21 protein-coding genes are annotated in these 21,837 nt (G+C 60.1%); 8 read left to right on the forward strand and 13 right to left on the reverse strand.

Features of this window, described 5'->3' with window-relative positions; translation table 11 throughout:
- Positions 1 to 99: 99 nt before the first annotated feature.
- The gene (gene tal, locus RTCIAT899_RS15560; protein ID WP_015341195.1) at positions 100 to 1,065 is read right to left on the reverse strand and encodes a transaldolase; all 966 of its coding nucleotides are present in this window, start codon (positions 1,063 to 1,065) and stop codon (positions 100 to 102) included.
- 499 nt (positions 1,066 to 1,564) lie between these two features.
- On the opposite strand from tal, the gene RTCIAT899_RS15565 reads away from it, so the two are divergent.
- Entirely contained in the window at positions 1,565 to 2,554 is a 990-nt protein-coding gene (locus RTCIAT899_RS15565) for a sugar-binding transcriptional regulator (RefSeq protein WP_015341197.1), read from the forward strand.
- A gap of 258 nt (positions 2,555 to 2,812) precedes the next feature.
- Here RTCIAT899_RS15565 and RTCIAT899_RS15570 read toward each other — a convergent pair whose 3' ends face one another.
- Together RTCIAT899_RS15570 and RTCIAT899_RS15575 are read right to left on the reverse strand one after the other, a co-directional pair.
- Positions 2,813 to 3,685, reverse strand: coding sequence for a methylated-DNA--[protein]-cysteine S-methyltransferase (locus tag RTCIAT899_RS15570; RefSeq protein WP_015341198.1), 873 nt, complete (start codon positions 3,683 to 3,685; stop codon positions 2,813 to 2,815).
- A gap of 111 nt (positions 3,686 to 3,796) precedes the next feature.
- Positions 3,797 to 4,300 carry a DUF2244 domain-containing protein gene (locus RTCIAT899_RS15575; protein WP_015341199.1) on the reverse strand — a complete coding sequence of 168 codons (504 nt, stop codon included), beginning with the start codon at positions 4,298 to 4,300 and terminating at the stop codon, positions 3,797 to 3,799.
- Positions 4,301 to 4,322: 22 nt separating this feature from the next.
- Here RTCIAT899_RS15575 and nth point away from each other — a divergent pair, with 22 nt between their 5' ends.
- On the forward strand, positions 4,323 to 5,102 hold the full coding sequence (gene nth, locus RTCIAT899_RS15580; protein WP_015341200.1) for an endonuclease III: 780 nt from the start codon (positions 4,323 to 4,325) through the stop codon (positions 5,100 to 5,102).
- A 2-nt stretch (positions 5,103 to 5,104) separates the two neighbouring features.
- On the opposite strand, the gene RTCIAT899_RS15585 is transcribed toward nth, so the two are convergent.
- A complete protein-coding gene (locus RTCIAT899_RS15585) occupies positions 5,105 to 5,821 on the reverse strand; it encodes a sulfate transporter family protein (protein WP_015341201.1) in 717 nt (238 codons plus the stop codon).
- Positions 5,822 to 6,074: 253 nt separating this feature from the next.
- Here RTCIAT899_RS15585 and RTCIAT899_RS15590 point away from each other — a divergent pair, with 253 nt between their 5' ends.
- The gene (locus tag RTCIAT899_RS15590) at positions 6,075 to 6,926 is read left to right on the forward strand and encodes a MurR/RpiR family transcriptional regulator (protein ID WP_041677985.1); all 852 of its coding nucleotides are present in this window, start codon (positions 6,075 to 6,077) and stop codon (positions 6,924 to 6,926) included.
- A 5-nt stretch (positions 6,927 to 6,931) separates the two neighbouring features.
- Here RTCIAT899_RS15590 and RTCIAT899_RS15595 read toward each other — a convergent pair whose 3' ends face one another.
- From RTCIAT899_RS15595 to RTCIAT899_RS15635, 9 genes are all read right to left on the reverse strand, one after another.
- On the reverse strand, positions 6,932 to 8,515 hold the full coding sequence (locus RTCIAT899_RS15595) for an FGGY-family carbohydrate kinase (RefSeq protein ID WP_015341203.1): 1,584 nt from the start codon (positions 8,513 to 8,515) through the stop codon (positions 6,932 to 6,934).
- Positions 8,516 to 8,535: 20 nt separating this feature from the next.
- On the reverse strand, positions 8,536 to 9,210 hold the full coding sequence (locus RTCIAT899_RS15600) for an HAD family hydrolase (protein ID WP_015341204.1): 675 nt from the start codon (positions 9,208 to 9,210) through the stop codon (positions 8,536 to 8,538).
- A 100-nt stretch (positions 9,211 to 9,310) separates the two neighbouring features.
- Entirely contained in the window at positions 9,311 to 10,792 is a 1,482-nt protein-coding gene (locus RTCIAT899_RS15605; protein WP_041677679.1) for a mannitol dehydrogenase family protein, read from the reverse strand.
- Positions 10,793 to 10,938: 146 nt separating this feature from the next.
- Positions 10,939 to 11,943, reverse strand: a complete 1,005-nt coding sequence (locus tag RTCIAT899_RS15610; protein ID WP_015341206.1) for an ABC transporter ATP-binding protein — start codon at positions 11,941 to 11,943, stop codon at positions 10,939 to 10,941.
- A gap of 11 nt (positions 11,944 to 11,954) precedes the next feature.
- Complete coding sequence (locus RTCIAT899_RS15615) at positions 11,955 to 12,797, reverse strand: carbohydrate ABC transporter permease (protein WP_015341207.1); 843 nt, start codon at positions 12,795 to 12,797, stop codon at positions 11,955 to 11,957.
- Position 12,798: 1 nt separating this feature from the next.
- Positions 12,799 to 13,671, reverse strand: a complete 873-nt coding sequence (locus RTCIAT899_RS15620; protein ID WP_015341208.1) for a carbohydrate ABC transporter permease — start codon at positions 13,669 to 13,671, stop codon at positions 12,799 to 12,801.
- A gap of 145 nt (positions 13,672 to 13,816) precedes the next feature.
- The gene (locus RTCIAT899_RS15625; protein ID WP_041677986.1) at positions 13,817 to 15,133 is read right to left on the reverse strand and encodes an ABC transporter substrate-binding protein; all 1,317 of its coding nucleotides are present in this window, start codon (positions 15,131 to 15,133) and stop codon (positions 13,817 to 13,819) included.
- Between the two features lie 145 nt (positions 15,134 to 15,278).
- Positions 15,279 to 16,232 carry a sugar-binding transcriptional regulator gene (locus tag RTCIAT899_RS15630; RefSeq protein WP_015341210.1) on the reverse strand — a complete coding sequence of 318 codons (954 nt, stop codon included), beginning with the start codon at positions 16,230 to 16,232 and terminating at the stop codon, positions 15,279 to 15,281.
- A 55-nt stretch (positions 16,233 to 16,287) separates the two neighbouring features.
- The gene (locus RTCIAT899_RS15635; RefSeq protein ID WP_015341211.1) at positions 16,288 to 16,743 is read right to left on the reverse strand and encodes an RbsD/FucU family protein; all 456 of its coding nucleotides are present in this window, start codon (positions 16,741 to 16,743) and stop codon (positions 16,288 to 16,290) included.
- Positions 16,744 to 16,959: 216 nt separating this feature from the next.
- Here RTCIAT899_RS15635 and RTCIAT899_RS15640 point away from each other — a divergent pair, with 216 nt between their 5' ends.
- From RTCIAT899_RS15640 to RTCIAT899_RS15660, 5 genes are all read left to right on the forward strand, one after another.
- Entirely contained in the window at positions 16,960 to 17,619 is a 660-nt protein-coding gene (locus RTCIAT899_RS15640) for a response regulator (RefSeq protein ID WP_015341212.1), read from the forward strand.
- The gene (locus tag RTCIAT899_RS15645; protein ID WP_015341213.1) at positions 17,616 to 18,977 is read left to right on the forward strand and encodes an ATP-binding protein; all 1,362 of its coding nucleotides are present in this window, start codon (positions 17,616 to 17,618) and stop codon (positions 18,975 to 18,977) included. Before RTCIAT899_RS15640 ends, RTCIAT899_RS15645 begins: the two co-directional genes overlap by 4 nt.
- A gap of 99 nt (positions 18,978 to 19,076) precedes the next feature.
- On the forward strand, positions 19,077 to 20,003 hold the full coding sequence (locus RTCIAT899_RS15650; protein ID WP_015341214.1) for an ROK family protein: 927 nt from the start codon (positions 19,077 to 19,079) through the stop codon (positions 20,001 to 20,003).
- Positions 19,993 to 20,703: a copper homeostasis protein CutC gene (locus RTCIAT899_RS15655; protein WP_015341215.1), complete on the forward strand. Its 711-nt coding sequence runs from the start codon at positions 19,993 to 19,995 to the stop codon at positions 20,701 to 20,703. Before RTCIAT899_RS15650 ends, RTCIAT899_RS15655 begins: the two co-directional genes overlap by 11 nt.
- A gap of 230 nt (positions 20,704 to 20,933) precedes the next feature.
- On the forward strand, positions 20,934 to 21,815 hold the full coding sequence (locus tag RTCIAT899_RS15660) for a DUF6030 family protein (protein ID WP_015341216.1): 882 nt from the start codon (positions 20,934 to 20,936) through the stop codon (positions 21,813 to 21,815).
- Positions 21,816 to 21,837: the final 22 nt, after the last annotated feature.

Below are 21,837 nucleotides of genomic sequence, written 5' to 3' on the forward strand. Positions count from 1 at the left end.
GCGACCTCAAAGCTCTGTCTTCAAATAAAAAGGGCGCCGCATCCCTGCGACACCCTGACGAATCATAGCTCCCCTCGACGGAGAGAAGCCCGATCACCGTCAAGCGGCTGCGAGCTGCAGTTCCTTGCTGACCATGGCGCGCAGCGTGCCGAGATCCTTGGCGAAGGCGCGGATGCCTTCGGAGAGCTTCTCGGTAGCCATCGCATCTTCGTTCATCATCCAGCGGAAGGTCTTTTCGTCGACCGCGATCTTTTCGACCGAGCCCTTGGGCTCCGGCGAGAGCTTGCGCTCCAGCTTGCCTTCATCCTTGGAAAGTTCGTCAAGCAGGTTCGGGCTGATCGTCAGGCGATCACAGCCGGCCAGCGCTTCGATTTCGCCTGTATTGCGGAAGGAGGCCCCCATGACGATCGTCTTGATGTCGTTGGCCTTGTAGTAGTGGTAGATGTCACGCACCGAGACGACGCCCGGATCTTCCTCTGCCGTGTAGTCCTTGCCGGTCGACTTCTTGTACCAGTCGAGGATGCGGCCGACGAAGGGCGAGATCAGGAAGGCCTTGGCATCAGCGCAGGCAATCGCCTGGGCCTTGCTGAAGAGCAGCGTCAGATTGCAGTCGATGCCTTCCTTTTGCAGCACTTCGGCGGCGCGGATGCCTTCCCAGGTGGAAGCGAGCTTGATCAGAATGCGGTCACGCTCGATGCCGCGCTCTTTGTAGGCGGCGATGATGGCGCGGGCCTTGGCAAGCGAAGCTTCCGTGTTGAAGGAGAGGTCGGCATCGACTTCGGTCGAGACGCGGCCGGGAACGAGGCCGGAAAGAGCCGCACCGACGGAAATCGCCAGGCGGTCGGCAACGGCGGCAACGACGGTTTCAGAGGCACCGCCCTGCTTCTTGCCCCAGGCAACGGCTTCCTTGATCGCATCGGCGAACATCGGCGTGCCGAGCGCCTTCAACACGATCGTCGGATTGGTGGTGCAATCCACCGGCTTCAGGCGGGCGACTGCCTCGATATCGCCGGTGTCGGCCACGACCGTGGTCATGGCGCGGAGTTGATCAAGCTTGGAAGTCATAACAGGTATCCTTGTTGAATGAAGCCCATTGGGATGGGAGATGTTGGCAGCAGATCCGGTCTTTTCGCCGGACGGGACCGAAGGCGTCAGGGTGCAGCCTTCCTTCTCCTATGTGTCGGTAACGGGATAAAACGCGCTGGAGTTCCATTTCCGGTGAACGGCCGAGCGGTGAAGAAACAACCTTGCGAAAGCAGGCTTTTCACCGGCACCGGGCGCCCTATATGGCTCCCCGTCCGGTCTGGCACTTGCTTGCAGCAGCACTCGCACATTGTCCTCCTCGGTTGGACAAGACCGAATTCCTCATCACCGACTATCAGCAATCTCGCATCGAAAAGTCAAGGACATTTGTGCAATTCGATTGACATAAGTTTCATGTCATAGAATATCGGCAGCAGAAGAGCCGATCTCGCCTGCTCCTGTCATCCGCCATCATTCCTTTTCGCATCTCAGATGGATCATGACGTTAAACGGCGCATGCGACAATCTCGCCGGAGGACCTGTGGCCAAACTGAGACGCGGAACCCACACCGCCTATTCGGAGACCTCCTCCCTGAGGCTTCGCGCCGCCTGGCTTTATTACAACCAGGGCCTGACGCAAAAAGATGTCGCCGAACAGCTGGGCATCAGCCGCACCACCGTCATCCGCCTGCTGGATGAAGCCATGCGCCGCGCCGAGGTGCAGATCTGGATCACCGAAGGCATCGATGACTGCGTTGAACTGGCGATCAAGCTCGAGCGCACCTTTGGCCTCGATGAAGCGATCGTCGTTCCCGAGCCGGCCAATGGAGATGTGAATGCACAGGCAAAGAGCGTCGGCCTGGCGCTCGGCCAGTTCCTGACCGAAGCCATCCCCGACAACTATACGATCGGCGTCGGTTGGGGACGGACGATGACGGCTTCGCTCGCGAGCTTCCGTCCGACCCGCCGTGACAATTGCAAGGTGGTTTCCCTGCTCGGCGGCATCGTCGCCGTCCATCAGACCAATCCGATCGATTACACCTGGCGTCTGGCGAGCCAGCTCGGCGCGGAGTGCTACATGTTCCTGGCGCCGCTTCTCGTCGACTCGGTCGAGACCAAGCGCAATCTCATCGAGAAATGCGGCCTCGAAGCCATCTACCGGCTGGCGGAAAATCTCGATCTCGCCATCGTCAGCTGCGGCGATATCGGCCCGCACTCGACATCGCTGTCGGAAGGTTTCATTTCGAAACGCGAGCTGGAAGAGCTGATCGAAATGGGCTGCGTCTGCGACACCATGTTCAACTTCCTCGATGCCGACGGCAATTCGGTTGATCATCCGATCAACAAGCGCGTCATGTCCGTCGATCTCGATACGCTGAAAAAGGCCAAGCACATCGTGATCTCCTCCGGCGGCGCCCACCGCGCCCGGGCGATCAGCGCCACCATCAAGCGCATCGGCTGCAATACTTTGATTACGGATGAAAGTGCTGCGAAGGCGCTGCTGCAGATGGCTATGGCGAAGGCGGCTTGAGCAATTGCATTTGAGTTTGCGGAGGGTGCATACCCCCTCTGTCACTTCGTGACATCTCCCCCACAAAGGGGGAGATTGTAGGGAGTTTGCGGCTCTCTCCAGTGAATACTCCACAATGGCAATTTCAGCGAATTCGATATCTGCTTTGAACTAGGAAGCCGCTCCAGATTACCAATCTCCCCCCTTGTGGGGGAGATGTCGCGATAGCGACAGAGGGGGGTGGACACCCTCCGCAAACTTCAGAGCCTCAGTCCTCCCTCAAGCATCCCCCGCTTCCCATCCCAGCATCGCCCGCTTGCGCGTCAGCCCCCAGTGATACCCCGTGAGCTGCCCGTTCTTCCCGAGCGCACGATGGCAGGGCACGACAAAAGAGATCGGGTTGCGGCCGACAGCCGCGCCCACGGCCCGCATCGCCGTCGGCTGACCGATATCCTTGGCGATATCGGAATAGGTCACGGCACGGCCCATCGGAATCTTCAAAAGGCTCTCCCAGACGCGGAGTTGGAAATCCGAACCGATCAGCACGACCCGCAGCGGCTGATCACTGGACCAGTTCCCCCGCTCGAAGATGCGTGCGGCGTAAGGTGCGGTCGCATGCGGATCCTCGATGAACTCTGCATTCGGCCAGCGGCAGGTCATGTCGGCGAGACAAGCCTTCTCATTGCCGGAATCGCTGAAGGCGAGACCGGCAAGACCGCGATCGGTGACCATGATCAGGGCAAGACCGAAGGGCGAAATGTGAAACGCATAGCGCATCACCAGACCGCTGCCCCTCGCCTTCCACTCACCCGGAGACATCGCCTCATGTGTCACGAAAAGATCGTGCAGCCGGCTTGGCCCGGAAAGGCCGACCTCGAAAGAGGTCTCCAGCAGCGGCAGATCCTCCTTGCGCAGGAGCCGCTTGGCATGGTCGAGCGTGACGGCCTGAAGGAAAGCCTTGGGTGATAGCCCGGCCCAGCGTGTAAACGTCTTCTGCAGCTGGGTCGGCGACTGCCCGAGCCTTTCGGCCAGCATCTCCAGTGAGGGCTGGTCGCGATATTCCTCAGTGATGAACTCGATGACCTCCCGCACGGTGTCGTAATCCTGACCTTCCGGGGTGATGTCTTTCTTCAGCTGTGCAATCGCATTCATGATCTTTCTCCTTGGAAAGGAGAAAACCACGGCAAGACGGCTAAAACCACCCGTTTCTTGCGCCAGTGGTCTCTCTGCAAAAATGTGATGTCGCCGGGCTGTAAAGGCCGCTCATATCCGTTGCGTCACCGTCGCCAAGGCACGCTTGAAGGCCTTGGCAAAGCTCTCACGATCTTCCGGATTGAGGAAGGAGCCGACATCGGTGTCGTGGTTTCTGTCGCGGACATGCATGGAAACAACGCCGATCTCGCTGTGACGGCGAACCAGGAACCGCGTCCAGAACGGATTGAAATCATGTTCCACCATGCGGCCCGTCGGCGAGAATTTGCGGATGGAAACGTTGGTGCGCGATACCGTCACCTCTTCGCGCACACGGCCCGAGCGGTAGTTCAGCCAGAAGGCGCCATAGAGCAGGAAGAAATCGGCGCCGAAGAAAATGCCGATCGGCCAGGCGCCCCGCGTGACGAAGAGAATGCTGTAGACGAGACAGAAGATGCCCGCCAAGGCCAGCATGACCCTGAACCCCTTTCGCGGCAGCGAGCGATGGGGAAACAATTCGGCAGCGAAAACCGGCCTGTTGCCGTCTCCAGCCGTATCGGCGTTGCGTTTCGTCATAGGACTTGAGTATAGGTCGCTTATGGCAATTCCAAAGATCAAATCCAGCGCCCAAACCGCGAAAAAGTCAAATGCGACCGCAGGCCGCAAGCCGGCGGGAAAGAGCCTTTATTCCAAAGCGGACCTGGAAGAGATCTTCCGGCGCTTCTCCATCCAGCGGCCGGAACCCAAGGGCGAACTGGAGCACGTCAATCCTTTCACGCTGGTCGTTGCCGTGGCGCTTTCAGCGCAGGCGACCGACGCCGGCGTCAACAAGGCGACGCGCGCCCTTTTCGCCGTTGCCGATACCCCGCAGAAGATGCTCGATCTCGGCGAGGAGCGCATCCGCGAATATATCAAGACGATCGGCCTTTACCGGAACAAGGCGAAAAACGTCGTGGCTCTGTCGGAAAAGCTGATCACGGATTTCGGCGGCGAGGTGCCGCGCACCCGTGAAGAATTGATCACCCTGCCCGGCGTCGGCCGCAAGACCGCGAACGTCGTGCTTTCCATGGCTTTCGGCCAGGCGACTATGGCCGTCGACACACATATCTTCCGCATCGCCAACCGGCTGCTATTGGCTCCGGGCAAGACGCCCGACGAAGTCGAACACCGGCTTATGAAGATCATTCCCGACCAGTATCTCTACCACGCGCACCATTGGCTGATCCTGCATGGCCGCTATGTCTGCAAGGCGCGCAAGCCCGAATGCGAACGCTGCGTAATCGCAGACCTCTGTCGCTCGCCGGAAAAGACCTGGGACATACCTGCTCCTCTGGTCGAACTTCCGCCTCAGATCATCGGAGCTGAAGCGGCGAGCTAAGCCTATATTGACCGCAGCTTCGCCTCCCTGTGCGAGATCAGCTTGTGCAGATGCACCATCATGCCGGCAGCAAAGAGCGGCGTCAGCAGATTGAGCAGCGGGATCGCCAGAAACGCGGCGATCACCAGGCCGGCCAGGAAGACCGTGAGGGCGTGCTTGACGCGGAATTCCCGCGCCTCGTCCGGCGAACGGAAACGCATGGCGGCAAATTCGAAGAATTCCCGCCCGAGCAGATAGCCGTTCACCAGAAAGAAGGCGACGAGATTGACGCCCGGAATGAACAGCAGGAACAGCGCCACGATATTGCCGACGATGACGACGCCGAGAAAGCGTAGGGAACTCTTCATCGCCGCGACGATCGGCATCGCCGTTCCCGGCGTATCGCCCGGATAGTCGCGCTTTTCCACCACTTCGGCGACATCGTCGAGAAATAGGCCGGCAATCAGCGCCGTGACCGGTGAAATCAGCAGCGCCATCGCCAATGCCAATGCAATCCCGGCGAAGATGGCAAGAAGGAATGTGAGCCAACCCGTCCAATCCGAGGTGGATGGCATAAAGCCCTGCAGCCAAGGCAATACGAGGAAATTAAAAACGCCCCGCAGGACGAACCACAGCACGAGGAGCGCCAGCAATGTAAGGCCGAGTACCTTCCAGAAAACTTTGCGCGTTTCAGGCGCAAAAAGATTTTCGAAGGAGCGGCGGGCGGCAAGGCCAATCATTCGTTCTACCTCTCTTGGTGGCAAATGGACACTTAAGAAGCGGTTGTATCGATATCAATATCCCGCAGAGATATATGAATGTGACAATTAAAAATTTGAATTATTGTAATACATTTTGCACTAATATATTCTGTACGCCACATTAGGAACAACAACCGCAACAAGAACGGCGGCCATATCAAAATTGAATAGCCAATGGGCGTAGAAATTGGCGCGACATAACATCGAAAAGACCATCAAAGAGGCGCAAAACTTGGAAGACCTTAGCCAGAAACTTAGACAATATATAAAGATCGGCACTCCGGCCGAACGAAGAATTGCTAAGTATTTCTCCGAGCATTTGAATGAACTACCCTTCGAGACGGCCTCCTCCGTTGCCGACAGGCTGGAATTGAGCCCGATGACGGTAGGCAGGTTTCTGCGGTCGCTCGGCTACCACGGCCTCGATGGGATAAAGGTTCACCTCAAGGAGAATGCGCCCAGTATCACGTCGCAATTGCCCAATATCCTGGAACAGTTGCAGAAGGACGCAAGCGAAGGGCGCCCGCTTGCGACGCAGATTGCCGAACAGGTCGAGATGCTGCAGCATATCTACAACCTCGCCGGTCAGCCGCAATGGCGCGACGCGGTTTCGACAATTCTGTCCTCCGGACATGTCTTTGTCACCTCTCACCCGAGTCTCGCAGGGATCGGTCGTTATTTTCGCGATCGCCTCACCTTTGCCCGCGATCAGGTCCTTTTCCTTGACGGCGCCAATGGCAGCTACATCGAGCTGTTCGGCGAGCCCGCCGAAGACGGATTGCTTGTCGTCATCGACTCCCCGAGCTTTGTCACCTCACGGCTTCTGGCTCGCTCGGCTCGTCGGGCAGGCTACAAGGTATTGCTGTTAACTGGACAATTCACGGAATGGGCGCATGAATTCGCAAACATCACGCTGTCGCTGCCGCCGCAGCGCGCCAACAGCCGTGAAAATCTTTCAGCCCTAATGGCGCTGCTGGAATATCTGGCGACTTCGGTTGCTCACGCCGCGGGCGAGGCGGCGGAAACGAGGACGCGCCGCATAGAAGAGCTTCAGGGCATGTTCGCCCAGGCACCGCTCCGGTAAGCCACCTATTCCATGGCGTCCAGCTCCGCGCGATGGCGATACATGGCGAGGAAACGCCGGTAATCGCGATCGTAGAGTTCTTTCTTTCCGGCATTCGGCAGCCGCTCATGACCGCCCGGATACATGGCGGCGCCAGCAACCCCGAGGCTTTCGTGAATCCCGCAGCAGACGGAAGCTGCGATTGCCGTGCCAAGCAGCACGGTCTCGTTCATCTTCGGGATGACCACCTTGCAGCCGGTCACGTCCGAGTAGAGTTCCATCAGCACCGAATTCTTCACATGGCCGCCGGCGACGTGCAGCGTGTCGGGCACGTAGCCGTAATCCCGCATCCGCTCCAGGATATGGCGAATGCCGAGCGCAATGCCGACGCTGGTGCGCCAGTACAGCCGGCAGAGGCCATCGAAGGACGCATCCAGCGTCATGCCACTGATGACACCCAACGCATGCGGATCGGCAAGGGGCGAGCGATTGCCGTGAAAATCGGGCAGCACATGGATACGCCCGCCAAGGGAATCATCCTCCGCACGCCTGAGTTCCGCAATCCGCCGGACGATACGGTCGTGCAACGCCGCTGTCGGCGGCCCACCGGCCGCATGCATGCTGACGATATGGTCGAGCAGTGCGCCCGTCGCCGACTGCCCGGCCTCGGCAAGCCACATCCCCGGGAAGACAGCCTCGTAATATGGCCCCCACATACCTGTGCTGCGCTTGCGCTCGCGCGCAAAGGAAACCACGCAGCTCGAGGTTCCCGCAATCAGCGCCAGTTGATGTTCCAACGTGGTGGCATCGCCGGCATAGGCTGCAAGCGCGCCGAGCGCGCCCGCATAGGCGTCGATCATGCCCGCACCGACATGGCATTTACGGTCGAGACCCAGCGCTTGCGCCGCCTCGGCTGTCAGTGTGCCGATGGACCGTCCAACGGCAACACTCTCATCGGGCAGGCTGCCGCGTTCGCGCAGATCGCCAAGGCCGATCACATTGAGAAAATCGGCCTGCCAGCCCGGCTCGCGATGCGCAAGATAGTTCCATTTCGCCACCAGCGTCGAACGCGACCGTGCAAGCGAACCGGTCGCCTTCCATGTCATGAAATCGGCGAGGTCGAAAAAATAGCCGGCCTCAGCCCAGGTTTCCGGCAGGTTTTCCTTCAGCCACATCAGCTTCGGCATTTCCATTTCGGGCGACATGAACGCGCCGGAATATTCAAGCACCGCGTGCTTCGTCGCCGTGCAGTAATCCGCCTCAGCCAACGCCCGATGATCGAGCCAGACGATGGTGTCGAACCTTTTCTCGCCGCCGGTGGAAACGGTGAGCTGCCCGCCGTCGCGGTCACGCACGACCAGCGAGCAGGTCGCATCGAAGCCGATCGCGCCGATGACAGAGGAGTCGACGCCGGCAGCCTTTACCGCTGCGCGAACGACGGTGCAGACGGCAGTCCATATGTCTTCAGAATCATGCTCGGCGTGGTTTTCACGCGGGCGATTCATCAGGATCGGATGTTCGCTTTTACCCAGCAGCGAACCGCTCGCGGTGAAGACACCAGCGCGCGCGCTGCCTGTGCCGATATCGACCGCAACCACGTGATCACGCATGCAAAAGAGGTCCCGCCCACTTATCTCTTGTTGCGGACAAGTTGTATCAATTCCGGCATCGCGTCAAACACGACTTCCGGCGAAAGTTGCTCCAATTCCGCTCGGTAACTCGGCGAATGGGCATGCGAACCACCGGTAAAGGCAAAGACCGTCATGCCGGCGGCACGCGCTGCCGTGATGCCCGCCGGGCTGTCTTCGACGACGATGCAATCCTTTGGCAGAACGCCCATCTTTTCGGCCGCATAGAGGAAAAGATCCGGCGCCGGCTTGCCGCGTTTCACCATGCTCGCACTGAATATATTCGGCTCCAGTCTGTCCAGCAGTCCGGTCACGCCGAGCGAGAGGCGGATGCGCTCCAGCTGGCTGGACGAGGCGACGCAGCGCGGCAGCGAAAGCGCATCCAGCGTCGCGCCGATACCGTCGATCGGCTTCAGCTCATGCTTGAAGCGTTCATAGAGATCGTTGCGGATGCGGTCGAGAAATGCCTGATCGATAAAGACGTCGAATTCCGTCTGCATCGTATCGACGAGCGTCGCCAGGCTCTTGCCGAGGAAGCGGCTATAGACATCCTCTTCGCTCATCTCGACGCCGACATCATGCATCGCCTGGATGAGCACGCCGACCGACAGCGGCTCGCTGTCGACAAGCACACCATCGCAATCGAAGATTACGAGCCCTGTTCCCGCATCCGCCATCACAGATCCAACCTGAATTCTATTCGTAGCCTTGTCATGCCCGAAACACCGGCGGGACAATGGAAAACGGCCGGAACAGGAGAGGTCCGGCCGTTCGAAATTATTCCGCGAGTTTGTTGTCCAAGTATAGCTGCAGGGTGACGCGGGTACCCTTTTCCCACAGCGTTTTCAGTGCATGCGCAAAGCGCTTGCGGAAAAGATCGGATTTGGCGACATCGCCGAAGATGTCGTCAAAGACGAGGAAGGCATTCGGATCGTCCTTGGCCTTGAGGGCTGCTTCATGCAGCCGATCGGCGCTGGCATCGTTGAAGACGATCTCCTTGCCGCTATCGCTCTTGCCGGCGAAGTAACGGCACCACAACGCCGAAACGAGCGCGAGGCCAACAATATCCTCGCCGCGGCGGAGACGATCCGCCGTCGATGGCAGGATGAATTTCGGCTGGCGGTTCGAGCCGTCCTGCGCCAGGCGCGGGATGGTATCGGCGATCTTTGGATTGGCGAAGCGGTGTTCGATCAGCTTGAAGTAATCCGCAAGCACGGTATTTGGCACCGGCGGGATGACGGAGATGATCTCGTCATTTTCGAGCTTGGCCAGAAAGGCGCGGATCAGCGGATCTTCCATGGCTTCATGCACGAAATGAATATCCATTAGCGCCGCCGGATAGGCGATCGCCGCATGGCCGCCATTGAGGATGCGGATCTTCATGTGCTCATAGGGGGTGACGTCGGGCACGAAGGTGACACCGACCTTTTCAAGCGGCGGACGACCCGCCGGGAAATTGTCCTCCAGCACCCATTGCTTGAACTCTTCGCAATAGACCGGCCAGTTGTCTTCGATATCGAAAGCTTCTTTGAGCAAGTCGATCTCACGCGCACCCGTTGCCGGCGTGATACGATCGACCATGCCGTTCGGGAAGGCGACGTTCGCGGCGATCCAATCGGCAAAAGCCGGATCGGAAAGCTTTGCCGTGCCGACGACGGCGGCTTTGGTGACGCCGCCATTGTGGGGGATGTTATCGCAGGACATGACGGTGAAGGGCGGCAAGCCGGCAGCGCGACGCGCCTTCAGACCGGCGACGATCAGGCCGAACACCGTCTTCGGCGCATCCGGGTTCTGCCCATCGGCCACGATTGCCGGATGGGCGGGATTGAACTTGCCAGAGGCATCGATGAAGTAACCACCCTCGGTAATCGTCATCGAAACGATGCGGATCGTCGGATCGGCAAGCTTGGCGATGGTGGCCTTGGCGTCGCCGACCGGCAGGATGTCGATCATGGGCGCGGTGACACGCGCAGCCGTGCGGTTGTTGTCCTGCTCGACAACGGTCGTCAGGAAGTCCTGGGCGGCCAGCTTTTCACGCATGGCTGCATCCGACGGCAATACGCCGGCACCGATGATCGCCCAGTCATGCGCCTCGCCGGTATTGAAAAGGTCGTCGAGATAGATTGCCTGATGGGCACGATGGAAATTGCCGACACCGAAATGCACGATACCAGCCGAAAGCGACTTCCGGTCATAGGCAGGAATGGCCACCTTTGCAGCCACCTGCTGGAGAGTTGCGAGCGATAATTTGCACGTCATGTCTCTGGTCCTTCTGAAAGGTCTTGGCTCCGGGCGGCTGGGAAACCCGCGCCGGCTGGTATGCTTGACCGGTGCATACAGATCGATGATGCGAACCGGAACAGATGCGTCGGCCGTGCCCGCTCCAGCGCACACGGCCTTGGCCTTTAAGCTGAAATCGCCAGCCCCTCGGCGTTGAACCGGTGAATATGCGCCTTGTCCGGTGTCAGGTAGACGGTATCGCCGGCCCGGGCCGGGAAATCGCCCGAGCCGCGCGCAGTCACCGTGCCGATCCCGTCAACGTCGATGTGCAGGAAAGTGTCGGAACCGAGATGTTCGGCCACGAGCACCTTGCCCTGCCAGTCGCCCGACGTGGTCGACAGCAGCACGTGTTCCGGCCTGACGCCGATCGTGTCGCCGCCGAGGCTCTGGGCATAGGCGCCCTTGACGAAGTTCATCTTCGGCGAGCCGATGAAGCCCGCGACGAAGAGGTTGCGCGGGCTGCGGTAGAGCTCCAGCGGCGAGCCGACCTGCTCGATATTGCCGCGGTTGAGCACGACAATCTTGTCGGCCATGGTCATGGCCTCGACTTGGTCATGCGTCACATAGACCATCGTCGTCTTCAGCTGCTGATGCAGCTCGCTGATCTCAAGGCGCATGTTGACGCGCAGCGCCGCATCGAGGTTCGACAAGGGCTCGTCGAATAGGAAGGCGGCCGGCTGGCGCACGATGGCGCGACCGATGGCGACACGCTGGCGCTGACCGCCGGAAAGCTGGCGCGGCTTGCGCTCCAGATAGTCAGTCAGGTTGAGGACGCGCGCGGCATCCGCCACCTTCTTGTCGATTTCCGCCTGCGGCATGTTCGCCATCTTCAGCGGAAAGGCGATGTTCTTGCGCACGCTCATATGCGGATAAAGCGCGTAGGACTGGAACACCATGGCAAGGCCGCGATCGGACGGCTTCAGATTGGTGCCGTCCTTGCCGTCGATCATGATCTGACCGCCGGAGACGTCTTCGAGGCCGGCGATCAGGCGCAGCAGCGTCGACTTGCCACAGCCCGACGGGCCGACGAAGACGACGAACTCGCCATTATCGATCTCCAGGTCGATGGAAGGGATGACCTTGGCTTCGCCGAAGACCTTGGAGACTTGTTTGAGAACAATGCTACCCATGTTTCTCTTCCTTACTTAACCGCGCCGAAGGTCAGGCCGCGAACGAGTTGCTTCTGGCTGAACCAGCCAAGGATCAGGATCGGAGCGATCGCCATGGTCGATGCCGCCGAAAGCTTGGCATAGAACAGGCCCTCGGGGCTGGAATAGGAGGCGATGAAGGTGCTCAGCGGCGCCGCATCGACCGCGGAGAGGTTGAGCGTCCAGAAGGCCTCGTTCCAGGCGAGGATGATGTTGAGCAGCATCGTCGAGGCAAGGCCGGGAATCGCCATCGGCGTCAGGACATAGATGATCTCTTTTGCCAGCGTCGCACCGTCCATGCGGGCCGCTTCGAGGATTTCGCCGGGAATTTCCTTGAAGTAGGTATAGAGCATCCAGACGATGATCGGCAGGTTGATGAGCATCAGCACGACGACCATGCCCACCCGGCTGGCGAACTGGTTGTTCAGGAGGCCGAAGCTCTGGAACAACAGGTAGATCGGGATGAAGGCGCCGACCGGCGGCATCATTTTCGTCGACAGCATCCACATCAGGACGTCCTTGGTCCGCTTGGTCGGCGAGAATGCCATGGCCCAGGCGGCGGGTACTGCGACGAGCAGGCCGAGAAAGGTCGAACCAAGGGCGATGATGACCGAGTTGCCGAAGTGGAGGAAGTAGTCCGAGCGCGACTGCACCTCGAAATAGTTCTCCAGCGTCCAGTGGAAGAAGAGGAACTGCGGCGGCGAGGCAATCGCATCGCCTTCCGTCTTGAAGCTCGTCAGGATCGTCCACAGGATCGGGAAGAAGATAAGGATTGCCACGATCCAGGCGGCGACCGATACAACGATCTTGCGTTGCGTGGTGACTTTGCGTGCCATCTCAAGCCTCCAGATTCTTGCCGACTGCGCGCATCAGGAAGATCGCAACGATGTTGGCGAGGATGACGGCGATGATGCCGCCCGCCGACGCGCCGCCGACGTCCTGCGACAGAACGATCTGCGAATAGACGAGATAAGTCAGGTTCGTCGTCGCCGTGCCCGGACCGCCATTGGTGGTGACGAGGATCTCGGCAAAGGCCGACAGCATGAAGATCGTCTCGATCAGGATGACGACGGTGATGGCCCGCGCCAGATGCGGCAGGATGATATGGATGAACTTCGAAACCGGTCCGGCGCCATCCATCTCGGCAGCTTCCTTCTGCTCCTCATCCAGCGACTGCAGGGCAGTCAGCAGGATAAGTGTCGCGAAAGGCAGCCACTGCCAGGCGATGATGATGATGATCGACAGCAGCGGAACCGTCTCCAGCCAGGTCAGCGGATCAAGCCCGAAGAACCGGAAGAGATGTGCCAGGAGCCCGTTCACCGGGTTCATGAACATATGCTTCCAGATGAGGGCCGCGACCGTCGGCATCACGAAGAAGGGCGCAAGCACCAGCATGCGCACGATGCCCTGGCCGAAGATCGGCTGATCAAGAAGGAGTGCCAGCGCAATGCCGCCGACGACCGTGATCAGCAACGCACCGCCGACAAGCAGTAACGTCACGATCAGCGAGCTGAGGAAGGCCGGATCGGTGATGAAATATTCGTAGTTGAGAAACCCGAGGAAATCGTGCGTGCCGGGATTCAGCAGATTGTAGTTCAGCGTCGAGAAATAGATCGTCATCACGAGCGGGACGATCATCCAAGCAAAGAGGAGCAGAACCGAAGGCGCCATCATGACGCGTGCGGTGGAACGGGTGTGCAACGTTGCCATGGCAAGTACCGACCTATCTTTAAAGGAGGGGGTGGCCGCGGACCGGCTGAAACAAAAGGGCCGCCAAGGGCAGTTCGGCGCTCGGCGGCCTAGAGGAAAGCAGTGCTCGAGAGGGGGCCGCTGCTTTCCTTAGCTTCGAAGGCCCTTACTTCGGATAGCCGGCCTTCTTCATTTCGCGTTCCGTCAGCTGCTGGGCAGCCTTCAGAGCCTGATCGACGGAGATCTGGCCGGCGAGAGCGGCCGAGAACTGCTGGCCGACAGCAGTGCCGATGCCCTGAAATTCAGGGATGGCGACGAACTGGACGCCAACATAGGGAACAGGCTTGACGGTCGGATGTGTCGGATCAGCCGAGTTGATCGAGTCGAGCGTCATCTTGGCGAAAGGCGCTGCCTTCTGGTAGTCCGCACTCGCATAGAGCGACGTACGGGTGCCGGGAGGTGCATTCAGCCAGCCTTCTTTCTGAGCGACAAGGTTGGTGTATTCCTTGCTGGTTGCCCAGGAGATGAACTTTTCTGCGATTTCAGCCTTCTTCGACGAAGCCGGGATGGCGAGGTTCCATGCCCAGAGCCAGTTGCCGCGCTTGCCGAGGCCCTTATCCGGAGCCAGAGCGAAGCCGACCTTGTCGGCGACCTTCGATTCCTTCGGATCGGAAACGAAGGAGGCAGCAACGGTGGCGTCGATCCACATGCCGCACTTGCCGGACTGGAACAGAGCCAGGTTTTCGTTGAAGCCGTTGGAAGAAGCGCCCGGAGGGCCGGCATCCTTCATCAGCTTGACGTAGAAGTCGAGCGTGTCCTTCCATTCCGGCTGGTCGAACTGTGCCTTCCACTTTTCATCGAACCAGCGAGCGCCGAACGAATTCGACATCGCCGTCAAGAACGCCATGTTCTCGCCCCAGCCAGCCTTGCCGCGAAGGCAGATGCCGTAGACTTCATGGTCCTTGTCGGTGATCTTGCGGGCCGCATCGGCAACGAAGTCCCAGGTCGGTGCGTCCGGCATCTTAAGACCGGCCTTTTCGAACAGGTCCTTGCGGTACATCACCATCGAGCTTTCGCCGTAGAACGGTGCTGCATAGAGCTTGCCGTCGGTTGTCAGACCGCTGCGAATGGCCGGGAGAAGGTCATCCACCGCATAGTCCTTGTCGGCGGAAAGCTTGTCGAGCGAGGCAAGCCAGCCGAGCTTGCTCCAGATCGGCACTTCATAGGTGCCGATGGTCAGCACGTCGTACTGGCCGGCCTTGGTAGCGATGTCGGTCGTAACCTTCTGGCGCAATACGTTTTCTTCGAGCGTGACCCATTGAAGGTCGATGCCGGGGTTCTTGGCTTTGAAATCGTCCGTAAGCTTCTGCATACGGACCATGTCGCCGTTATTGACCGTCGCAATCGTGAGGGTTTCGGCAGATACCAGGCCGGCGAACATCAAGGCCGAGCAGGCGCTCAGCAGTAAAGTTTTCAATTTCATATCTTCCTCCCAGAAGATTAAAATGAGCATTCGCTTTGCTCGTGGGCAATTACTCACTTCTTGCGACAAAATGTCAATGCAGATTCGTTGCTGCATTGCCGAGCAAGCAGCCTATCCTTTTGTTTTTATGAGTTAAATTTTTTGCTCACGCCTTGAGCAAAAATTCGGCAACTGCCTCGTCGGTGATCAAACCATTGATCTGCTGACCGACGACGGCCGCCTTGATTGCCTCGAATTTGCGTCGGCCCTTGGCGATTCCGATGACGCTGCAGGTATCGCGCGACGGCAAGGGCGCACTGGCGACGCGCTCGTTGACATCATCGGGCATGAGCTTGCCATTGCCATCGAAAACCCATCCGCAGATCTCGCCGGCAGCGCCCCGATCCATCAGGGCAAGCATCTCGTCCCTCTCGAGAAAGCCGTCGAGACAGAGCGGCGCCTCGACACCCATCTCGCCGATGCCGACGAAGGTCACGTCGGCCTGCGCGCTGATATCGAGTGTCGAGCGCACCAGTGCCTGCGCATGCAACAGTTCGCGCTCCTCTGCGGAAGACACCAGTACCGGCAGCGGCATCGGAAAATGCCGCGCCTTGACGACGTCGGCCATGCTGAAAATGACGTTGTAGTAGGCGGCCGAACCGTCGGGGCCGATATTGCCCGTCAGCGACACAACCCGGTGCTGCAGACATTCGATCGCCGGCAGCTGATCGACCGCAGCCTTCAGCGTGCGCCCCGTGCCGATCGCCAGCACGATCGGGTCGGGCCGCCGCAGCCAGCGCTCGATTTCGGCAGCACCCGCTTCGGCAATGCCAATGGTGGAGGATGTGCTGTCTGAATCGCTCGGCACGATATCGACATGCCGCAGATTGAATTTCTTCTTGAGCTCTGCCGCATATTCCAGACACGCGGCGATCGGATGGTCCAGCCGGACCTTGATCAGCCGCTCGGCGACGGCAAGCGACACCAGCCGCTGGGCCGACTGCCTGGATACTCCCATCGCGACGGCGATTTCGTCCTGCGTGCGGCCGGCAACATAATAGAGCCAACCGGCTCGCGCCGCATCATCAAGCCGTCCCTGGGAATCCAGCTTTCTCGCCATCGCCTTCCTTTATCGAAACAGCGCCCTTGCCGCCATCCGGATCAAGCGTGCCTGATCACTCAGCTTCCGGCGGGATGACGCCCTTGGTCAAGGTAAAACAACCGTAGAAACGGCGCTCGCCGGTCTGAATGACGCAAAAGGCATCCTTGGCACGCTCATAGAAGGCAAAACGCTCGACCGGCGTCAGCGGCCAATGCTTGCCCTCGGCCTTGTCGATCACAGCCTGAACTTCACGCTGCACCTGCGGCACCTCATCCGGCGCACCAACCACTTCCATGCGTGCCGCCGCATCATCGATGAAAGTATCGAGCGGCATCAGCGACAGGATCGCCGCAACCGCTTCGGCAGACGACACGTTGTCGATACGCAGTAGCTCGCCCAGAACGGTCTGGCTTGCGACCGATTCGGCGGGGAAATTCGTGTCGACGACAGCGAGCATATCGCCATGCCCCATGGATTTGAGTGCGTAAAGCACATCCGCATTCAACAGCGGGGAAATTCCCTTCAGCATGACCGAGATCCTCCGATAGCCTCCGGCGGCACCCGTGCCGCCTCATTCTCCGCACAAGTAACCATCGCGTTTCTGTCTGTCCATAGGTACCGGGAACGTTTTCGCTGTGTTAGCGAGCCATGAACTGTGCATCCAGCCATGGCTTATTTCAGCCGTTATTGACCCGATAGGTCCGTCGGCATTAACTGAAGTACGTTCAACGGTTGAGAGGTGCAGGTGCGCATTCTTGTGGTGGAGGACGACGATACGATCGGCGGTGCGGTTCGCGACCATATCGCGGCAGGGCCTCACGCCGTGGATTGGGTCAAGAACCTAGCCGATGCGGAAGAGGTCACCAGCGCCGTGCAATACGGCCTCGTCCTGCTGGATCTGCAACTTCCGGACGGCAGCGGCATCGATTTCTTGAAGCGGCTGCGCCGCAGGCCGGATGAAACCCCGGTCATCATCCTGACGGCACGCGACCAGATTTCCGACCGGATAGAGGGCCTGAACAGCGGTGCCGACGATTATCTCGTCAAGCCGTTCAATCTCGGCGAACTCACGGCCCGCATCCTGGCGGTTGCCCGACGGTATGCGGGCAGCCCGCAGCCGACCCTGCGCTTCGACGACCTGGAAATCGATCAACCGCAGCGCCGCGTCAAGCTGGCAGGCAAGGATGTCATCCTGACAGGCCGGGAATGGGCCGTGCTCGACCTGCTGATCACGCGGCCGGGCGCCATCGTCTCCAAGGACAAGATAGAGGAAGCGCTCTATGCCTTCGGCTCCGAGATCGAGAGCAATACGGTGGAAGTCTATGTCAGCCGCCTGCGCAAGAAGATCGGCAAGGATCGCATAAAGACGGCCCGCGGTGTCGGCTATTGCCTGGGCGAACGATGAGTGAGGCCAAAACCGCGAGCCGCGCCAGCATCACCCGGCGTCTGATCACGGCGCTGACCGGTACGGTCGTCATCTTCTGGCTGATCGCGGTCGGCATTGGCGTTTATGTCGTCAACAAGGAACTCTCGGAAACCTTCGACGGCGCATTGCAGGAAACCGCCGAGCGTCTACTGCCGCTGGTGCTCGACGATCTCGCCAACCGCGACCATTCCGGCGATCCCCAGAGCCTGGAAGCGCTCAACAAGGGGCTGAACCGCGAATATCTTACCTACCAAGTGCTCGATGGGAACGGCAAGGTCATCCTGCATTCCCACGATGCCCCTCCAACCGCCTATGAGGTGCCGCTGGCAATCGGCTTCCACAATACATCACGATACCGGATCTATACGGAATCCTCGGCTGATGGGACGATCTTCCTGCATGTCGCCGATGCCTTCAAGAATCGCCGCGAGGCATTGCGCGAGAGCGGCGTCGCGCTGCTCTGGCCGCTGCTGGCGCTCATTCCGGCGAGCATCATTGCCATCGGCATCATCGTTGGCCGATCGCTGCGGCCGATCGACCGCTTGCGCTCCGAGATCGCCACCAAGGACGGCGGCAACATGGCGCCCCTCGAGAGCGAAACGCTGCCGCTCGAACTGCAGCCGATCGCCCGTTCCGTCAACCTGCTGCTCGAACGCCTGCGGCTCGCCCTTGAAGCGGAGCGGGAATTCACCGCCAACAGCGCCCATGAACTGCGCACACCGATTGCGGGAGCGCTTGCCCAGACGCAGCGGCTGATCGCCGAACTGCCGCAAGGGCAACTGGCGGAACGCGCCGGCCGCATCGAAACGTCTCTCTCCAATCTCGGCCGGCTGGCCGAAAAGCTGCTGCAGCTCTCTCGTGCCCAAGCCGGTATTGGCACCGGCGACAAACCGGCCGATCTTACGGCCGTCATCGAAACCGTCATCGGCGATTACGACCGCGATACCGGCACGGCGGGCCGCGTCCTGTTGGAGAACGAGACTTCGGGAAAATTGCTCCGCAATGTCGATATCGACGCCTTTGCGATCGTGATCCGCAATCTGATCGAAAACGCTTTGATCCACGGCCCGGCCGATGAGGAAGTGACGGTCAGAGTCGACGATCGCACCGTCCAGGTCGTCAATGGCGGCGCCGTGCTATCCGCCCATGAGCTTGCCGGCCTGAAGAAGCGTTTCTGGCGCGGCAAGACGAAAGCGGCGGGCTCAGGCTTGGGATTGTCGATCGTCGAGCGCATCGTGGGCCAGATCGGCGGTCATCTCGATCTACTCTCGCCGGCGACCGGCAGGGCCGATGGCTTCGAAGCAAGAATCACCTTGCCGCTTAAGACAACGGATTGACGGCTGCCCGCCCCGGAAGGATTGGCCCACCCGATTGATCTTGCAAAGACCGGCAAAGGGTGCGAGCAAGTGCGCCATGTTTCCAGCGGGTCGATATCCATGATCGTTTCCTTCGACATCGGCGGCAGCGCCATCAAAGGCGGCATCGCCCGCTCCATGACGGATATCGTTCCGCTGGCGCGGCGCCCGACGCCCAGGCATGACTTCGCCGAATTCGTTGCCGCTCTGCGCGACGTGATCGCGGAGGCGCAAGACAAGCCTGATCGCCTCTCCTTCTCCATCGCCGGCGTCGTCGATCCCGATACGCAGGCGCTCACCTGCGCCAATATTCCCTGCATTCACGGCCGGCACCTTGCCGCTGACCTCGAAGCGGAACTCGGCTATCCCGTGCTGATTGCCAACGATGCCGATTGCTTCGCCATGGCCGAAGCCATGTCGGGCGCAGGCCGCGGCCATCGCATCGTGTTCGGCGCCATTCTCGGCACCGGCGTCGGCGGTGGCCTTGTCGCGGATGGCCGGCTGGTCAATGCAGCCGGCGGCTTTGCCGGGGAATGGGGCCACGGCCCGATCATCGCCTGCTTCGCTGGCAATCCGCCAGTTGCCATTCCCGCCTATGCCTGCGGCTGCGGCCAGAAGGGCTGCGTCGACACGGTCGGTGGTGCCCGCGGTATCGAACGCCTGCACAAGACGCTTCACGACCTGGAACTCTCCAGCGAAGAGATCATCGGCGACTGGCTGAAGGGCGAAAGCCGCGCGGAACGCACGATCGACGTGATGGTCGATCTGGTCGCCTCGCCGCTGGCGCTGACCATCAACATAACCGGCGCGACCATCGTGCCCGTTGGCGGCGGCCTTTCCAACGTCGAACCGCTCCTGGCACGACTGGACGAGGCAGTACGTGCCCGCATCCTACGCAAGTTCGGCCGGCCTCTCGTCGTGCCGAGCGAGTGCAAGCCTGAACCGGGCCTCATCGGCGCCGCCCTGCTGGGTCTGCAATATGCCGGGGAGCGCGGCCATGCTGCTTGAGGTCTGCGTCGAGGATATTGCCGGCCTGAAGGCCGCCGTCGAGGGCGGCGGCGATCGCATCGAGCTTTGCAGCGCGCTTCCTCTTGGTGGGCTGACGCCGAGTGCCGGGCTGATGACCGCAGCGGCGAGGATGCCCGTCCCGGCTTACGCCATTATCCGTCCGCGCGCCGGCGGCTTCGTCTACTCGGCGGACGAACTTGACATCATGAAGCGCGACATCGATGCGGCGCGGGCCGTTGGCCTGGCGGGCGTCGTGCTCGGTGCCTCCCTGCCCGATGGGCGACTTGATGTTGACATGCTTACGGCCCTCACCGCCCATGCGGAAGGCCTCGGCAAGACGTTGCACCGCGCCTTCGATCTGGTGCCCGACGTCGTGGAAGCCGTTGGTGCCGCGATCGCCCTCGGCTTCGAGCGCATCCTGACATCCGGCGGCGCAAAGACCGCGGCGGAAGGGCTCGCCATGCTCGAACAGGCGATTGCAGCCGCCGCCGGTCGCATCTCCATCATGCCCGGCTCCGGCGTGACGCTTGCGACGGTCGGCCAGCTATGGCCGCGCCTGCAGATCAGCGAGATCCATGCCTCCTGCTCGGCACCCGTCTTCGAGATGGATCAGCGAGCCATCACCCTTGGCTTCTCGGCGCCATCGGCCCGCCGCACGGATGCCGCCACCGTCAAGGCACTCAAGACATATTTCGCCTAGAGAAGGCTGCACCGAGGCGTGCAGCGGTTCCGCGACAAGAACGTGCAGAAAGCCGGAAAAACTTACTGCGCAAGAGCGCGGTCCGCTTTCAGCAACATCATGAATTGACAAAGAAACATTAGAATGATCAATCGTTCATAAACGCATATGCTGTAGTCATGAACATGGCTGCGCAACATACAGTTATTGCAGCAAGGTAAGTTTCCTCGGGAGTAGCTGTGATCTGAACCATGTCGGTGGCGCCACCTCGCAAGAAAAGCAGAGCTGTCTTTTGGATTGCCGCCGTTGTCATCGGTTCGATCATTCTCGCAACCGCGCTCCTGGCTAACGATATGCGCAATCTGCGGGCGCTGGATGATCGTTATCATCTCAATCTGTTTCCGAAACCGGAACAACACGCAGCAGCGCCAACCGCCCCCGTCCAGGAACAGCAGCCATCTCACGCAGCCACGCCTCCGGCAGCGGCGCCGAAGACATCAGCCCCGGCATCAAGCAGCGTCCGCGTCAAGCCGGCGACCGTCACCGCCAAGCCATTCGTCAAGAAAAGATCCCATCTGCTGGACGAGCCTATCGACGCGCTGCTGAGTGCCTTCGTGCGAAGCTGGCGAATATCGGGCCAGACGCTTTGCGCCGATCTTCAAAAGTTCGGCCTGTCCGTGGGCGAATGGCGGCAAAGCGAGCTGGGCGCCGGCACTTCGGAATGCAGCTATGCCGTCCAGAAGGGCGCCTATGGCGATCCCAAGGCGGCTTCCTTCTTCATCATCGCCAGGGGCAAACCATCAGGTGAAATCGATGCCATCCGCATCAAGGTCATCATGCCGGACAATGACGACGGAAAGGCCGTTGCCGGCACTTTTGTCGATACCGTCGTCCTGTTGCTGAACGAGACCCATTGGTTGGACTTTCAGGCCGCGCTTGAGGCGATCGGCAAGCTGCAGGACGTGACGCTGCAAGCCTTCGGCGCCAAGCTTGCCTTTTTCAAGGAATTCCAGAGCAACAACAATTTCAACCTGCAGCTGGAATTGCGCAGAACCTCGCCGGAGCAGCTCCGAACCGCGATCGTCTTCGACAAGGCACGCTGGACGTTGCCCTCTCCCCCATCGACCAACTGATCATATGGATTTCCGGGGATTC

Source organism: Rhizobium tropici CIAT 899 (genome assembly GCF_000330885.1).
In the GTDB taxonomy this organism is placed as follows: domain Bacteria; phylum Pseudomonadota; class Alphaproteobacteria; order Rhizobiales; family Rhizobiaceae; genus Rhizobium; species Rhizobium tropici.

What these genes read in the sequence shown, in the direction of transcription:
- tal (WP_015341195.1), bottom strand. Translation starts at nt 1,065, where the DNA reads ATGACTTCCAAGCTTGATCAACTCCGCGCCATGACCACGGTCGTGGCC.
- RTCIAT899_RS15570 (WP_015341198.1), bottom strand. Translation starts at nt 3,685, where the DNA reads ATGAATGCGATTGCACAGCTGAAGAAAGACATCACCCCGGAAGGTCAG.
- RTCIAT899_RS15575 (WP_015341199.1), bottom strand. Translation starts at nt 4,300, where the DNA reads ATGACGAAACGCAACGCCGATACGGCTGGAGACGGCAACAGGCCGGTT.
- nth (WP_015341200.1), top strand. Translation starts at nt 4,323, where the DNA reads ATGGCAATTCCAAAGATCAAATCCAGCGCCCAAACCGCGAAAAAGTCA.
- RTCIAT899_RS15585 (WP_015341201.1), bottom strand. Translation starts at nt 5,821, where the DNA reads ATGATTGGCCTTGCCGCCCGCCGCTCCTTCGAAAATCTTTTTGCGCCT.
- RTCIAT899_RS15595 (WP_015341203.1), bottom strand. Translation starts at nt 8,515, where the DNA reads ATGCGTGATCACGTGGTTGCGGTCGATATCGGCACAGGCAGCGCGCGC.
- RTCIAT899_RS15600 (WP_015341204.1), bottom strand. Translation starts at nt 9,210, where the DNA reads ATGGCGGATGCGGGAACAGGGCTCGTAATCTTCGATTGCGATGGTGTG.
- RTCIAT899_RS15605 (WP_041677679.1), bottom strand. Translation starts at nt 10,792, where the DNA reads ATGACGTGCAAATTATCGCTCGCAACTCTCCAGCAGGTGGCTGCAAAG.
- RTCIAT899_RS15610 (WP_015341206.1), bottom strand. Translation starts at nt 11,943, where the DNA reads ATGGGTAGCATTGTTCTCAAACAAGTCTCCAAGGTCTTCGGCGAAGCC.
- RTCIAT899_RS15615 (WP_015341207.1), bottom strand. Translation starts at nt 12,797, where the DNA reads ATGGCACGCAAAGTCACCACGCAACGCAAGATCGTTGTATCGGTCGCC.
- RTCIAT899_RS15620 (WP_015341208.1), bottom strand. Translation starts at nt 13,671, where the DNA reads ATGGCAACGTTGCACACCCGTTCCACCGCACGCGTCATGATGGCGCCT.
- RTCIAT899_RS15625 (WP_041677986.1), bottom strand. Translation starts at nt 15,133, where the DNA reads ATGAAATTGAAAACTTTACTGCTGAGCGCCTGCTCGGCCTTGATGTTC.
- RTCIAT899_RS15630 (WP_015341210.1), bottom strand. Translation starts at nt 16,232, where the DNA reads ATGGCGAGAAAGCTGGATTCCCAGGGACGGCTTGATGATGCGGCGCGA.
- RTCIAT899_RS15635 (WP_015341211.1), bottom strand. Translation starts at nt 16,743, where the DNA reads ATGCTGAAGGGAATTTCCCCGCTGTTGAATGCGGATGTGCTTTACGCA.
- RTCIAT899_RS15645 (WP_015341213.1), top strand. Translation starts at nt 17,616, where the DNA reads ATGAGTGAGGCCAAAACCGCGAGCCGCGCCAGCATCACCCGGCGTCTG.
- RTCIAT899_RS15650 (WP_015341214.1), top strand. Translation starts at nt 19,077, where the DNA reads ATGATCGTTTCCTTCGACATCGGCGGCAGCGCCATCAAAGGCGGCATC.
- RTCIAT899_RS15655 (WP_015341215.1), top strand. Translation starts at nt 19,993, where the DNA reads ATGCTGCTTGAGGTCTGCGTCGAGGATATTGCCGGCCTGAAGGCCGCC.
- RTCIAT899_RS15660 (WP_015341216.1), top strand. Translation starts at nt 20,934, where the DNA reads ATGTCGGTGGCGCCACCTCGCAAGAAAAGCAGAGCTGTCTTTTGGATT.